Source organism: Pseudanabaena cinerea FACHB-1277, assembly GCF_014696345.1.
GTDB lineage: Bacteria > Cyanobacteriota > Cyanobacteriia > Pseudanabaenales > Pseudanabaenaceae > Pseudanabaena > Pseudanabaena cinerea.
This window is the reverse complement of record NZ_JACJPY010000050.1, coordinates 1-14,344: the sequence shown is the minus strand read 5'-3', so window position 1 is coordinate 14,344 and position 14,344 is coordinate 1. Positions and strand designations below refer to the sequence as shown.

Below are 14,344 nucleotides of genomic sequence, written 5' to 3'. Positions count from 1 at the left end.
TGGGGTTTGCGTGCTGGGCGCTAGTATTGCTGACAGCAGCGCTGTAGCATTAGAGAACAAATTAGCGTCATATTATTCACATTATTATTTACATTACTCACATTATATAGATACACAATGGCAACACAAAATTGGTCGCAGTTGCTCAAACAACTGATGGAGCGCCAAAGTCTCAACCCAGAGCAGGCAACAGAACTAATGCAGGGTTGGCTAGAAGGGGCGATCGCCCCCGAATTGTCAGGGGCAATTCTGACGGCTTTGCAATTTAAGGGCGTGGAGGCAGGAGAACTAGCAGCAATGGCGCTAGTATTGCAATCCCAAAGTGAAGGGCAGCGCTTGAATGCAGAGTTTGGACATTTTGTCGATCGCGCCAAACCGTTAATGGATACCTGCGGCACGGGTGGCGATGGTGCATCCACTTTTAATGTTTCTACGGCGGTGGCTTTTGTGGTGGCAGCAGCAGGGATCGCGGTGGCAAAGCATGGCAATCGGGCAGTATCCAGTCGATCTGGTTCTGCCGATGTTCTCGAAGCGATCGGCGTTAATTTGTCCGCACCCACCGCCAAAATTTATGAGGCATTGGCAACCGTGGGGATTACCTTCCTATTTGCCCCTGGTTGGCATCCTGCGATGAAGGCAGTGGGCGCGATCCGCAAAAGCTTGGGCGTAAGAACGGTATTTAATTTAATTGGTCCGCTAGTTAATCCATTACATCCCACGGTGCAGGTTTTGGGAGTGTACAACCGCCAGCTTACCCACACGATCGCTGAAACCTTGCGCCTGCTCGATCGCCAACAGGCAGTGGTTCTGCATAGTCGCGAAGGCATGGATGAAGCGGGTTTAGGGGACTTAACGGATCTGGCATTTTTGCGCGATGGTCAAGTTTTTGAGGAGGCGATCGCCCCTCAAGAATTAGGACTAAAGAGCGCTGCCATTGACCAACTTAAGGGCGGCAATGTGCAGGAAAATGCTGAAATCTTACGCGCTGTGCTGCAAGGTAAAGGCACACAAGCACAAACAGATTGTGTGGCGCTAAATAGCGGCTTGGCATTGCGAATTGGTGGCGCAGCAGCAAGTTGGCAAGAGGGCGTGAGTCTTGCGTCCACCATTATTAGTAGTGGTGCAGCATGGCAAAAGGCTGAAGCATTAGTGGCATTTTTGAAATAGTTAGGGCGTAAAAGGACTCAAAACTATGATTTTAGCGCCATGATTTTAGCGCCATGATTTCAGCGCCATGATTTCAGCGTAGGGGTGATTCATTAACCGCCCCTGCTTTCCCCTGTTTTGCTGCCCCACCATGCAAAACTTGACTAAAAATCAAAGTAAATAAAGGGCAGTTTCTTATCGGGGCTGAGGATGCTGACTAGGAAAAGGCTGAGGGGAACGAGAAATAGTTTGATTTGCCAGTTTAGTTGCCACTTGGCGCGATCGCAACGATAGGCGATCAGGGATGCCACTAAAATCATGAACATTAACAGCGCAATCTGCCCAATCGTAATGCCAAGGGATTCCACATAGATTTTGATGCCAAATTGCGGATCGCTTTCATAGCCCCAAAGTCTTTGGATAAATAAGTTCATATCAATGGGATTGGGCAGACGGAAGGGAATCCAACCTAAAAATACAACTAACTGCGTGATTGCCACTGCCAAGATTTGCATGGGCAAGGGCTTCCACATTTTTTGTAGAAATTCAAATACTAACGATAGCTCCATCCACAGGCGATGCAAGGCAAGGGCGGCTCCATGCCAAAGCCCCCAGATAATAAAGCCCCAGTTTGCTCCATGCCAAATCCCCACCACCAGCATTACCAGTACTAGGTTAAAGCAGGTGCGCCATAAACCACCCCGCGAGCCACCAAGGGGGATGTACAGATAATTTCGCATCCATGCACCAAGGGTCATGTGCCAGCGCCGCCAAAAGTCGGAAATACTGGCGGCAAAATAAGGAAAATCAAAGTTCTGCGGCAATCTGAAGCCAAATAGTAAGGCACTCCCCCTTGCCATATCGATATAGCCGCTAAAGTCACAATAAATCTGGATGCCATAGCCCAAAAGTGCCAGCCACAGATCGACACTACCCGCCCGATCGCTGTTGCGTAGGCAAATATCGACCAAGCGCCCCATATTGTCGGCAATAATCCCTTTTTTGATCGCCCCACAGGCAAATAGCCACAGTCCCTCCACGATGTCAGGCAAAATTGCTCGCGATCGCGTCACCAACTGCGGCGCAAACTCTTGATAGCGGGTAATTGGTCCAGACAGCAACTTGGCGAAAAACAATTTGTAAGCCGCGAAATCGAGAAAGTTTTTGGCAGGGCTATTACCACGATAGATGTCGATTAAATAGGCGATTAACTCAAATACAAAAAAACTCAAAGTAATTGGCGGCACAATATTTGACTTTGCCCAAATAGCCAAAGCACTGCCCGCAGGCAACCCCGCAATATTGCCGATCGCCGATGCCACAAAGGGAATGTACTTAAACCCAAATAACACCAACACATCGATAAATATGCCCACAAACAGCAACCACTGCCTGAGAAACTGTTCACCCTTACGAATTTCCTTGCCTAGCCAATAGTTGAGCGCCAACATTACAATTAGCAGCCATACATATTGTCTTTGGATAAATGAATAAAACAGCAAACTGGCTGTCAAAATTATCAACAATCGCAGTTGGCTATTGGGCAGTAGCCAATAAATAATGGCAGTACCGATCAGGAATTGCCCATAATCGAGGGAAAGAAAATCCATAATCAGGATTGAGATGAACTAAAGCAGCGCGATCGCTAAGATACCACTTCTGCTTCCGTTAGGGCGATCGCTTCTGACACACTCAAAACCTCAGCCTTTGCCAAATTGCCTAAGCCTAGTTCTTGCTCTACTTGATCGATATGTTTCATCGGAACCCAGTTTGGCAAGGTGGGACTAGCCTCCTCCACCTGTAACTGAATACAAGGAATCGTATCTGATAAAATCGAGCTTGCCATCATGCCCGTATGGATTTCCACATGAGCCGAGGCGATCGCCTCAAAGATCAAGTTTTGACCCGGAAATACCACTCTCTCGAAGTACCATTGGGGTACATCAGTGATCCGAGCAATCTGAATTTTACTAGTAGCATTTACATAGGAGCAGACAATTATTTTGTCATGTAAATTTGCAGGTAACGGATCGAGTAAAGACATAACTTTTTTATATTTTATCTATACATAAAGCTAACACCCAAGCAGAATTAGCGATTGTAAACACTACTACCAACTAAGGATTCAGAATTTTGAGCAATCACGCCGCGCACTGCCCGAAACATCCCAAATCGGCAAATACCTGTGCCAAAAGCAATTCGCATCAAAATCAGAGTTGGTACTTCTCGCAAAGACTTAATAAATCCTGAAAGACCAAATTTTACTAGACCCGATGGGCGGATAATCCCTTGCCAGATCGAGTCTAGCCATGATGGCAGAGTCTCACGAGTCCAGTCAGCAGTCACGACTTCACCCCGCACTAAGTTAGTTGCAGCCAATAGTTCGGCAAAGCCTTCGATGCTGGCAAAGGCAGGATGTGACCATTGATCTAGCAGTTGACGCATAATTAATTTTTCGATCGCATTTAAAGGTTTGGCGCGATCGTCCCGTTGATTCCAGTCAGCGACCACTAAGATGCCATCGGGCTTTAAGACCCGCAATAATTCTTTAGCAAATACTGCCTTATCGGGCATATGGGGCCCTGCCTCAATACACCAAACCACGTCAAAACTCGCATCAGCAAAGGATAGCGCCATCGCATCATCAACCTGAAATTTGGCGTTTAATTCGGGAGGGGTAAGCTCTTGGGCGCGTTTCACCTGTTGGGGGCTAATTGTCACCCCTGTAACCTCAAAGCCGTAGTCTTTAGCCAAAATGCGACTACTGCCACCGATGCCACAGCCCACATCTAAAAGCTGACTGCCCTTTGCTAATTTGTCTAAGCCGCCCCACTGCACCATTTCCCGTACAAAATCTACCTTTGCCGCCCGAAAGTCTTTGGACTGTGCAGGTGAGCCATAATGCCCCAAATGAATATGATCGCCCCAATAAAATTCAAGGATGCCATCCTCCGTCCATTCGTCATAGGATTGTGCTACGGATTCCGCCGATTGGTAAGGGCGAGCCGCGATCGCATAGATCGCCAAGCCTAAAAATGACAGTGCGGCAATAATTTCAAGGGTTGTCCAAATATCTATAGTTAAACTCATATTAAGCTTTTAAATTTTAAGAATCTTATTAAATTTCTTAATATAAGTTTACAATGTTTTGGATGCAGGTGCAGAATGGTTTCCGATTGGATTTAGTTGATTTGATTTAATGGATTTGATGGTTTACGTATTTGCCATGTTGTTATTAGTGATATTTCGTGTGTGGCATTTCAGAGCCGCCATATGTACGGTAAGCCGATCTAGTTACTGACTCGTTTCACAGTATATTAGCACTCAATGACTTAGAGTGCTAAAGCTTGTACAGCTTACTCTGAATAGATTTTAAGGAGGTATATACATAGTGGCAGCATTGACATTAAGCACCAGCACCTTACAGCCCCTAGGCGATCGCCTACTGGTAAAAGTTGCAACCAAAGAAGAAAAGACCATTGGTGGTATTTTCTTACCAGATACAGCCCAAGAAAAGCCCCAAATCGGTGAAGTAACCGCCGTTGGCGCTGGTACTAGAAATGACAAAGGCGATCGCGTTGCCCTCGAAGTAAAGGCAGGCGACAAAGTACTGTACTCCAAATATGCAGGCACCGAAGTCAAACTAGACGGCGTTGACTACTTGCTCTTAGCAGAGAGAGATATCTTAGCGATCGTTGAATAGAGCCATTAGCTACTAGCTATTAGCCGTTAGCTTTGTGAGAACACTGTTTCGTGAAATTGATAATAAACAGTAACTTCTCAAACCAAAAGCCAAAAGCCAAAAGCTAAGAGCCAAAATCTCAATCACCAATCACCAATCACCAATCACCAATCACCAATCACCAAACTAACATGGCAAAAATCGTAGTATTTGATGAAGAGTCTCGCCGCGCCCTTGAGCGTGGTGTTAACGCCCTTGCTGATGCAGTGCGCGTTACCCTTGGTCCTAAGGGTCGTAACGTAGTACTCGAAAAAAAATATGGTGCACCTCAAATCATTAATGATGGTGTAAGCATTGCTAAGGAAATTGAATTAGAAGATCCCCTAGAAAATGCTGGCGCTCAGTTGATCCGCGAGGTTGCCTCTAAAACTAATGATGTTGCTGGCGATGGAACTACCAGCGCCACTGTCTTGGCTCAAGAAATGATTCGCGAAGGTTTGAAAAATGTTGCCGCAGGTGCAAACCCAGTGGGTGTGCGTCGTGGTATTGAGAAAGCCGTAGCTCACCTTGTGGGTGTAATCGCTGATAAGGCTAAGGCTGTTGACTCCAATGCGGAAATTGCTCAAATTGCCACTATTTCCGCAGGTAATGATGCTGAAGTTGGTGAAATGATCGCCCATGCCATGGACAAGGTTGGCAAGGATGGCGTAATTACCGTTGAAGAGTCCAAGTCTCTCACCACTGAACTGGAAGTAGTGGAAGGTATGCAACTTGATCGCGGTTACATTTCTCCCTATTTTGTCACTGATAACGAACGTCAATTGGTGGAATTTGAGAATGCGCGGATCTTAATCACTGACAAGAAGATCAATGTGATTCAGGATCTCGTACCCATTCTCGAAAAAGCTGCCCGTTCTGGCGCTCCTTTATTGATCATTTCTGAAGATGTCGAAGGTGAGGCTCTTGCCACTCTAGTTGTCAATAAGCTCAGAGGCTCTCTGAACATTGCGGCTATCAAGGCTCCTGGATTTGGCGATCGCCGCAAAGCGATGTTGCAAGATATCGCCGTTCTTACTGATGGTCAAGTTATCTCCGAAGACACGGGACTAGAGCTAAGTGCCGCATCCCTCGAAATGTTGGGTACTGCTCGCAAAGTCACCATTTCTAAAGACAAAACCACGATTGTCTCCGATGCTGCTAACAAGCCTAACGTTGACAAGCGCGTTGCCCAAATCCGTAAGGAATTGGATCTCAGTGACTCCGACTACGACAAAGAAAAGCTGCAAGAACGGATTGCGAAGCTCTCTGGTGGCGTTGCCGTAATCAAGGTTGGTGCAGCGACAGAAACTGAACTCAAGGATCGCAAGCTCCGCATCGAAGATGCACTTAACTCTACTCGCGCCGCCGTGGAAGAAGGCATCGTTCCTGGTGGTGGTGCAACCCTAGCTCATCTCTCCGTTGAGTTGCAAAGCTTCATCAGCACCCTCAAAAATGAAGAGGCGATCGGCGCGGAAATCGTTGCTCGTTCTCTCTCTGCCCCACTACGTCAAATCAGCGACAACGCTGGTTTAGAAGGTACTGTTGTGGTTGAGAAAGTCAAGAAACTTCCCTTTAACGAAGGTTTCGATGCACTTAAGGGCGAATATGTTGACCTAATTGCCACAGGCATCATTGACCCTGCTAAGGTAGTGCGCTCTGCCTTGCAAAATGCTTCTTCTGTCGCAGGTATGGTATTAACCACCGAAGCTCTAGTTGTTGAGAAGCCTGAGAAGAAGTCTGACGCTGGTGCTGCTGGTGGTATGGGCGGCATGGGCGGCATGGGCGGTATGGGTGGTATGGGCGGCATGATGTAATCATTACCCTAGTTTAAAACCCATAAAAAATTAAAGACTAAAAAGTGAAAGCGGTACATTGTGCCGCTTTCACTTTTTTATGGCGGATTACTTGATCGGCAACTCAATGTATAGCGCCGTATGATGCAAAAAATACAGTTAAGTGAGTCTAAAATTGATATCTATGGCTTTAGAAATTATAAAGTTAGTTAAAATTAGTATTTTCAGGATTAGTTGAGGCGTTAAATGCTAACAGACAGCGATCGCGTTCAGGTTTTGAGTGAAGCTCTGCCCTATATGCAGTTATTTTCGGGGCGCACCATTGTCGTCAAGTATGGCGGCGCGGCAATGAAAGAAGAAAACCTGCGACAGGACGTGATCCGCGATGTTGTCACTATGTCGTTTATGGGTTTGCGTCCTGTGTTAGTGCATGGCGGTGGACCTGAGATCAATACATGGCTCACCAAGCTGAATATCGAACCGCAATTTATTAATGGCTTGCGGGTCACTGATGCTGCCACGATGGAAGTGGTGGAGATGGTGCTAGTCGGGCGTGTCAACAAGCAAATTGTGGAAATGATCAACCTCGCAGGGGGATCGGGCGTGGGACTCTGTGGCAAAGATGGCAACCTGATTCGGGCGCGTCCGCAGGGCAATGATGAGATTGGCTTTGTGGGCGAGGTTAGCGGCATTAACATTGGGCTGCTTTCGACTTTGCTAGAGGCGGGGCATATTCCAGTAGTGTCGAGCGTGGCAACCGATGAGACGGGACAGTCCTATAATATTAATGCGGACACAGTTGCGGGTGAATTGGCGGCGGCACTAGGAGCCGAGAAGCTGATCTTGTTGACCGACATTGCGGGTATTCTCCATAATTACAAAGACCCTAGCACCCTCTATCGCAGTTTGACTATTCAAAAGGCACGGGAACTGATGAACGAAAATGTGGTTAGTGGCGGTATGATTCCGAAAGTGCAGTGTTGTGTGCGATCGCTCGCACAAGGGGTGAAGGCTGCTCATATCGTTGATGGTCGCGTCCCCCATTCACTGTTGTTAGAGATCTTTACAAACTCTGGGGTCGGTTCAATGATTGTGGCTTCAGAAACAGCATTGCCTTAGGCGATCGCGATTTTGATGTGGTAAAAATTGATTTGATGGATTTGTGGGAGGTTAATTGTGGAAAAGCGAACGGAAACTCAATCTCAGCAGGCTCAAAATCAACAGGCCCAAGCTCAGCCAGAGCGCCCCAGTGATATACCCACTAGTCAGGCTGCGCCCCAAAATGGGCAACAAGCTAGCAGTCAGCCTGATAGTCGCCCCACTCAGAAGCCAGAGAATAAACCTAACAAGAAAAGACGCTTTTGGGATATTAATGCCAGATCATGGCATTTACCTAAGATCAATATCGCCAAGGTCAAGCTCCCTAAGATTAGCTTTAAGCTGCCAGCTTCAGCAAAGCCACGTAACTGGTTGTTACTCTGGCTATTGGTAATTATGCTCAGCTATGTCTGCATGGGTTATTTCCTATCAGTGCTGATGACTATTCCTAATCGGCAAGTATTGGCGATCGCAGGTTTTACGATCATGGGCATTTTACCAATTGTCACCGCCTTCGCTGACTATGGCTTGATGAAATGGGGATATTTACTCAGTGGTTTGCTAGTGGTTGGGGCATTTATCTTTTGGTTGCGAATGCGCTTTTATCTCACGGTTTTAGCTGTGATTATTTGGATTGGCATTACGATGGTTGCCTTTGTGGGAGAATATTTGCTCAAACAAAAGCGCAAATTGGTCGTGGCGATCGCTATGATCACGGTTCCCTGTTTAGTTGGGCTAGGGATTGGCTGGCAACTTTGGAGCCTAGCGGCTAATCATTTGAGTTAAGGTTGTTATAGCGCTTTGCGCTCTAAGTCAAACCAACAAAAATTTCTAGGACTTACAAAAAAATGAAAAAATTTGAATGGAGCGAGTCTCTGAGTACGGGCGTGCCGATGATTGATACGCAGCACAAAGAACTAATTGCTGCTACTAACGAAATTGGTGAGGCGATCGCTAGAGGCAATAGTACAACTGCAATCAAAAAACTATTGTCATTCCTAAAGTTTTATGCAGAATGGCACTTTGGCAATGAGGAAAACTGCGCGGCAAAGCATCAATGCCCGATCGCCGCAACCAACCAAGCCGCCCATCGCAAATTTATCGATACCTTTGGCAAACTCCATGACCAATATCGCCAGAGTGATGCTAGTGAAGATGTGGCTAGAAAAGTCTATGAAGAGCTAAGCGAATGGCTGGTTAGCCACATTTTGACTATTGATACGCAAATTGGAGCTTGTGTCCAAGAAAGCCTTGCTAAGTAATCTTGCTAAGTACTTGCTAAGTAATATTTATAGCAGTCGCTCGTCTCGTCAAAACTATAGAAAAAGGGTGGCGACCCCAAGTATAGTCACTCTTTCTCTGCGGTTTTAATTCAGCGCAAGGCACTGTAGTATATTAGCTTTAGGCATTGCGTGAGAATAAGAGTATGGTGTTTAACTGGTTTCGGAGAAAGTTTGATGATGACAAGGATGCTCAAAATCAACCAAATCAAGCTGTAGAGCCAGTTGTCACTGAAGAGCAAGCGCCAGAACCTGAAGCTACAGCCACGCCCCCAGCATCACAGGATTTATTGAACTGGGCAAAGGCTGCCTATGCCAATGTGCAGCAGCAAGCAGAAGTTGCTGAGGTGGCTGAGCCAGAGGTAGCTGATGCGGTTACGACTGAGGCGGAGCTTGTCACTTCAGAGGCAGCGACAGAAACTCAGGCTACAGAGACGGCGGTGAGTGAGCCTGAAACTAATGATTCTGTTGTTACAGAAATTACACAGTCTATTACAGAGCCTGTAGACCGATCGCCATTGGTAGAAGCGATCGCCCCTGAAGTTGAGCAAAAAACTGAGCTAGTCACTGAGCCAATAATTGAACCAATAATTGAACCAACTGCTCCAAATGCCGATGCCCCCGTTCCCTTCTGGATGCAGTCGGAAAGCGATCGCCTAGCGCGGATCGCCGCCCTCGAAGCGACAGCGATCGCTGCCCCTGAGCCCGAAGTTAAACCTGCCCCTCGGCGCAAAGCCACCATCAAATTTGATGATGATTTTATCTGGTCAGCCGAAGTGCTTGCCTCGCAGGGTCGCCGCCCCGAAGAAATTTCTGCCGAGGAAATTACATGGCTCAATCGTTTGCGTCAAGGCTTAGACAAAACTCGCCTATCACTGGTCAATCAACTCAAATCTATCGTTGGACAAGGCCCTTTAAATCCTGAAGCCGTTGATGATATCGAAGCATTGCTCCTGCAAGCGGATGTGGGCGTGAAGGCAACCGATCAAATTATTGCCAAATTACAGGACAAATTGCGCTCGGAAGTACTGCCCCCAGAGGAAGCGATCGCCTATCTCAAGCAAATTCTGCGCGAGATGCTAGATGTCGCGACCCAAAAGGGTGGTGAGCCGATCCCGATGCTGATTCCTGAAAAAAATCAACTCAATATTTGGTTAATTACAGGCGTAAATGGTGCAGGTAAAACGACAACCATTGGCAAGCTCTCCCATCTCAGTGTTAAGTCTGGCTACAAAACCCTAATTGCGGCGGCGGATACCTTTCGAGCGGCAGCAGTGGAACAGGTCAAGAGTTGGGGACTGCGATCGAATGTGGAAGTAATTGCTAACCCTGCCCAAAATGCTGACCCTGCGGCGGTGGTTTTTGATGCGATCGCGGCGGCACAGGCAAGAGGCACAGAATTATTGCTAGTCGACACCGCAGGACGCTTGCAAAACAAGAAAAACCTGATGGAAGAGCTTAGCAAAATTCGCCGCATTGTCGATAAAAAATCCGCCGATGCCAAAATCGAATCTTTGCTAGTTCTAGATTCTACCCTCGGTCAAAATGGACTGAAGCAAGCAGAGGTATTTGCCCAATCCGCCAATATTACGGGGGTGATTCTCACTAAGCTTGATGGCACGGCTAAGGGTGGGGTAGCGATCGCTGTGGTGCAACAGCTTGGCCTGCCCATTAGGTTTATCGGAGCAGGAGAAGGCATTGAAGACCTGCGCCCATTCTCCAGCTATGAATTTGTCGAAGCATTGCTCAGCAACTAAAGATTCTTATCTGGGTTTAAATTCAGTGCAAAGCCCTGTATATCTTTGTGAAGGTAAGCATCTTAAGCTATCCATGTCTTTAGCTAGATTCATAGTTTGTAATACTTTGTTATATTTCTTTACATAAGGAACTAAAACAAAGGAGAAAGCAATGAGCAGCTATACAGTTAACGAACGTGGTGTTCTCAACAATTTCGCAGTCGAGCCAAAAATGTATGTTGAAGAAAGTGAGAAGGCTGGCTTCACTCCTTACGCAGAATTATTGAATGGTCGCCTTGCCATGATTGGTTTCGCCTCTCTCCTAGTCATGGAAGTTGCCACAGGACATGGCTTGATTTGGTGGTTGGCAAATCTATAACCCCAATTTTGCCTCTGCATAAGACTTGTAGAACAAAGTAAGACAAATTAAAACAAATTAAAAACGATTCTTTAACCCCACTGAAAAGTAGGGTTTTTTCTTGATCTATCGATAATGAATATCCAACCACATCCAACTCCAATCGAACCACAAGCAGGACAAGAATCTGTCTGGAACTATCCCCGTCCTGCCATATGGGAATATACAACCAAAAACTTGCGCGTAATTTGCCAAGATATTATTCTCGCTGAAACCACAAAAGGAATTAGGGTTTTAGAAACTAGTCACCCGCCGATGTATTACATTCCACCCGAAGATATCAAGCTAGAATATCTCGTTGAAAATCCTCGTAAAACTTGGTGCGAATGGAAGGGCTGGTGTCGCTATTTTGATGTAAAGATCGGCGATCGCTATATTCCTAATGCTATGTGGAGCTATCCTGAACCGAACCCTAGCTTTGCAGCGATCGCTCATTACGGCAGTTTCTATGTGAATTTAATGGATGCTTGTTATGTTGATGAAGAGCAAGTGACACCGCAAGCAGGCGACTTTTACGGCGGCTGGATTACGTCAGATATTGTCGGACCATTTAAGGGTGAATTAGGCACTAAGTGGTGGTAGTCAACAGGATTCAAGCATTCATTATTAATAGAGATTTAAGAGACTGTTTGCAAAGGCTGGACATTCGCTAACAATACTGATTGATCCCCCCTAGCCCACCCTTACGAAAGGGTGGAAAAGATTAAAAATGATCTTACCTATGGCGGCTGTCGCAATCACTTCCACAACTCCAGTCATGGGTAATCCTTGGTTGACTCGCTCATATGCATACATCGTAATGGTGGCTACATCATGGGTAAGCAAGATACGTCCCTCATTCGCCGCCCATTCCAAAATAACTGGATCATCAGTATTCCTCAGCCCTACGTCTTGAACACGAATTACATCCAATGTAGGCAAACGTCTCATTAGACCACGCAATATAGCCCCATTAAAATTCTCGTCAGTTAGAAAGCGCATTTTATCTCGATTCTTTTTGTAACTGACGAACAAGCAAGCGCTGCCTTAGGTTCGCGAGGTCGTGCTTTTGAGTAACAGGAGTGGAGCCATTGTGATATGAAGCAAGGAGGCTATCTAGTGTTACCCGACTTGAGCCGAATTGACTCATGGCTAATACCTTTGATTTTGGTGGGAATAGCGTTACTAGGCAACTCCATACGCTGTATATGGTCGCTTGTAGGGCGGTTGCAATCCCAGTACTATATCTTGCCTAGATACTCCCATTTCCACTAATTCTTCGGCAGGGTTCTGGTCTGTTAAATTTTGTTGGAGCCAGATCTTACCGTCCTTAATGTCGAAATGCATCACACACCGATAGACTCGATTTAACTCTTGCCAGCCAATATTTATCCACTGATAATGATCTCGTTCTGTGTCAAAAAGAAGCTGTACCTCAACTTCTTCATCTGATACATCACCACTAGCATATCGAGTCATCAAGTTTTGAATATATTCTCGATATTTGCTTATTTTATCCATTTCACAATTACCTCATTTACTGGATTATATATAACTAGCAAGATTTGATACCGTTGTACAGCAGTTTGGGTAAATTCAAGCTGAAAAAATGTTTGGTATACATCTAATGGTACGGCTAAATACAGAGTTCGATTTGGTTCATTTGCTTCTATGGCTAGGCGATAACTCAAGAACTGTCCCAATGCCGAATAAAAATCGGTAATCGCAGAGGGATTTAAAAAACCTTTAATCTCAACTGCAATTTTTTCTCCTGCTCTCTCCGCCGCTACAATCTTCTCTGCTCCTAGATCAACTTGAAAGTTGACGTTTCCAAACTTAAATTTTAGTGGATCGTCTGTGATCACCCATTGTTCTTTTTGAAGTGCTTGCCTGACGGCTTCATGGAATAGATCTCTTGCAGACATATTTATAACTACAATTTGTGATGATTTGAGAGAAATCAACTCCATCAAACTTACCAGAACTAGCCATGCTTTTGTGTTTTGCGGCGATGGGCGACAATACGTTTTGCAAGAGCGATCATTCGATCATTAACAACTGCCACACCAGAGTCGATCGCTTCTAGCAGTTTCTTCGCAGCAAGCCCTGAAACAGGCTTAGATTGGGTATGGAGAGGATATTTCATGGCAGGGTACTAATCTCTACATATTCATCATAGCAACGAGAAAGACTAGTTAGAGTGCTTTCGGGGATGATGGTTAGCGCGAAGGTGATGTTATAATGAGATTGAGTGCAAGAAATCAAGATCTATAGTTTTCTCAAAATATGCTGACAACTACTCAATTTGTTCCCATGCTTAGGCAATTGTCTCACTCCGATAAGCTGTTGTTGCTTAATTTTCTTGTATCTGAGTTGCTCAGAGAGTCTGGTATTGTGCCGCTATCTATTCAGGACGATTTACCTAGACAAGGTTTACACGATTCTTTTGAGGCTGCTGCTATTCTTGCTCAAGCATTGAAAGAGAAACAAGAATTGACTCATGGCTAATAAAGTAAGATTTGCTTTCACTGAGGTAGATCCTAGTCTTGGTGCATTAAGTAATCTTCCTTATTTACCATTGACGTTAACTTATCAAGGTCAATCCTTAAATGTTTCGGGTCTCTTGGATACTGGCTCTAGTGTTAATGTTTTGCCTTATGAAATGGGTCTGGCTTTGGGTGCGGTCTGGGAAAATCAAAAGCTGTCCTTACCATTAGGAGGTAATTTAGCTAGATTTGAAGCTCGTGCCTTGGTTGTAAATGCCACTGTTGAAGAGTTCCCTGCTGTGGATTTGGCTTTTGCTTGGACTCAAGATAAATATGCACCGCTAATATTGGGACATATGAATTTCTTTCCTGCATTCGATGTGTGTTTTTACAGATCTGAATCAGCGTTTGAGATTAGCCAAAAATAGTTTGACTAAAGAAAAGAGGTTCGTTACATTTCATTAATGAATCCTACAAGAGCGGCGATCGCACTTTAAGAAAAAGGTATGAAAAGAACTTGACCCTCATATTCTTCAGGCTCGCTACAACAAATAAATAATTCTAAGTCATCAATGATCTTACCTATGGCTTGCTGAAAAAACAAGAAAACCATACAAGCAATGGTATCCAAGGAGATCTAAAACTGGTAAAATGCAAGGAAAAGTAGGGAAAGCACGAAAAACCCTT

General features: G+C 45.4%; 18 protein-coding genes. 11 read left to right on the top strand and 7 right to left on the bottom strand.

Going from position 1 to position 14,344, the window contains the following annotated elements:
* The first annotated feature begins 117 nt into the window (after positions 1-117).
* On the top strand, positions 118-1,167 hold the full coding sequence (gene trpD / locus H6F44_RS14650) for an anthranilate phosphoribosyltransferase (protein ID WP_190351772.1): 1,050 nt from the start codon (positions 118-120) through the stop codon (positions 1,165-1,167).
* Between the two features lie 143 nt (positions 1,168-1,310).
* Here the strand turns inward: trpD and H6F44_RS14645 are convergent, their stop codons facing one another.
* The 3 genes from H6F44_RS14645 to H6F44_RS14635 are packed head-to-tail and all read right to left on the bottom strand — an operon-like array spanning position 1,311 to position 4,236.
* Positions 1,311-2,756, bottom strand: coding sequence for an MBOAT family O-acyltransferase (locus H6F44_RS14645; protein ID WP_190351771.1), 1,446 nt, complete (start codon positions 2,754-2,756; stop codon positions 1,311-1,313).
* A 35-nt stretch (positions 2,757-2,791) separates the two neighbouring features.
* Positions 2,792-3,190 (bottom strand): DUF1830 domain-containing protein, encoded by a 399-nt coding sequence (locus tag H6F44_RS14640; protein WP_190351770.1) that lies wholly within the window; start codon positions 3,188-3,190, stop codon positions 2,792-2,794.
* A 47-nt stretch (positions 3,191-3,237) separates the two neighbouring features.
* Positions 3,238-4,236: a methyltransferase domain-containing protein gene (locus H6F44_RS14635; protein WP_190351769.1), complete on the bottom strand. Its 999-nt coding sequence runs from the start codon at positions 4,234-4,236 to the stop codon at positions 3,238-3,240.
* Positions 4,237-4,537: 301 nt separating this feature from the next.
* Here H6F44_RS14635 and groES point away from each other — a divergent pair, with 301 nt between their 5' ends.
* From groES to H6F44_RS14595, 8 genes are all read left to right on the top strand, one after another.
* On the top strand, positions 4,538-4,849 hold the full coding sequence (gene groES / locus H6F44_RS14630) for a co-chaperone GroES (RefSeq protein ID WP_190351768.1): 312 nt from the start codon (positions 4,538-4,540) through the stop codon (positions 4,847-4,849).
* 170 nt (positions 4,850-5,019) lie between these two features.
* Complete coding sequence (gene groL, locus H6F44_RS14625; protein ID WP_190351767.1) at positions 5,020-6,681, top strand: chaperonin GroEL; 1,662 nt, start codon at positions 5,020-5,022, stop codon at positions 6,679-6,681.
* A 225-nt stretch (positions 6,682-6,906) separates the two neighbouring features.
* Entirely contained in the window at positions 6,907-7,779 is an 873-nt protein-coding gene (gene argB, locus H6F44_RS14620; protein ID WP_190351766.1) for an acetylglutamate kinase, read from the top strand.
* Between the two features lie 57 nt (positions 7,780-7,836).
* On the top strand, positions 7,837-8,544 hold the full coding sequence (locus H6F44_RS14615; protein ID WP_190351765.1) for a hypothetical protein: 708 nt from the start codon (positions 7,837-7,839) through the stop codon (positions 8,542-8,544).
* Between the two features lie 62 nt (positions 8,545-8,606).
* The gene (locus H6F44_RS14610) at positions 8,607-9,020 is read left to right on the top strand and encodes a bacteriohemerythrin (protein ID WP_190351764.1); all 414 of its coding nucleotides are present in this window, start codon (positions 8,607-8,609) and stop codon (positions 9,018-9,020) included.
* Between the two features lie 164 nt (positions 9,021-9,184).
* Entirely contained in the window at positions 9,185-10,795 is a 1,611-nt protein-coding gene (ftsY, locus tag H6F44_RS14605; protein WP_190351763.1) for a signal recognition particle-docking protein FtsY, read from the top strand.
* 151 nt (positions 10,796-10,946) lie between these two features.
* Positions 10,947-11,153 carry a chlorophyll a/b-binding protein gene (locus H6F44_RS14600; RefSeq protein ID WP_190351762.1) on the top strand — a complete coding sequence of 69 codons (207 nt, stop codon included), beginning with the start codon at positions 10,947-10,949 and terminating at the stop codon, positions 11,151-11,153.
* Between the two features lie 114 nt (positions 11,154-11,267).
* Positions 11,268-11,774: a DUF427 domain-containing protein gene (locus H6F44_RS14595; protein WP_190351761.1), complete on the top strand. Its 507-nt coding sequence runs from the start codon at positions 11,268-11,270 to the stop codon at positions 11,772-11,774.
* A gap of 90 nt (positions 11,775-11,864) precedes the next feature.
* Here H6F44_RS14595 and H6F44_RS14590 read toward each other — a convergent pair whose 3' ends face one another.
* The 4 genes from H6F44_RS14590 to H6F44_RS14575 form a co-directional block, all read right to left on the bottom strand.
* Positions 11,865-12,173 (bottom strand): DUF5615 family PIN-like protein, encoded by a 309-nt coding sequence (locus H6F44_RS14590; RefSeq protein WP_190351785.1) that lies wholly within the window; start codon positions 12,171-12,173, stop codon positions 11,865-11,867.
* Between the two features lie 183 nt (positions 12,174-12,356).
* Positions 12,357-12,692 (bottom strand): XisI protein, encoded by a 336-nt coding sequence (locus H6F44_RS14585; RefSeq protein ID WP_190351760.1) that lies wholly within the window; start codon positions 12,690-12,692, stop codon positions 12,357-12,359.
* Positions 12,680-13,096: a XisH family protein gene (locus H6F44_RS14580; RefSeq protein WP_190351759.1), complete on the bottom strand. Its 417-nt coding sequence runs from the start codon at positions 13,094-13,096 to the stop codon at positions 12,680-12,682. The genes H6F44_RS14585 and H6F44_RS14580 overlap by 13 nt, the downstream gene beginning before the upstream one ends.
* A gap of 59 nt (positions 13,097-13,155) precedes the next feature.
* Positions 13,156-13,317, bottom strand: a complete 162-nt coding sequence (locus tag H6F44_RS14575) for a hypothetical protein (protein ID WP_190351758.1) — start codon at positions 13,315-13,317, stop codon at positions 13,156-13,158.
* A gap of 140 nt (positions 13,318-13,457) precedes the next feature.
* Between H6F44_RS14575 and H6F44_RS14570 the strand changes: the two genes are divergently transcribed.
* Together H6F44_RS14570 and H6F44_RS14565 are read left to right on the top strand one after the other, a co-directional pair.
* On the top strand, positions 13,458-13,679 hold the full coding sequence (locus H6F44_RS14570; protein ID WP_190351757.1) for a hypothetical protein: 222 nt from the start codon (positions 13,458-13,460) through the stop codon (positions 13,677-13,679).
* Entirely contained in the window at positions 13,672-14,085 is a 414-nt protein-coding gene (locus H6F44_RS14565) for a hypothetical protein (protein WP_190351756.1), read from the top strand. The genes H6F44_RS14570 and H6F44_RS14565 overlap by 8 nt, the downstream gene beginning before the upstream one ends.
* Positions 14,086-14,344: the final 259 nt, after the last annotated feature.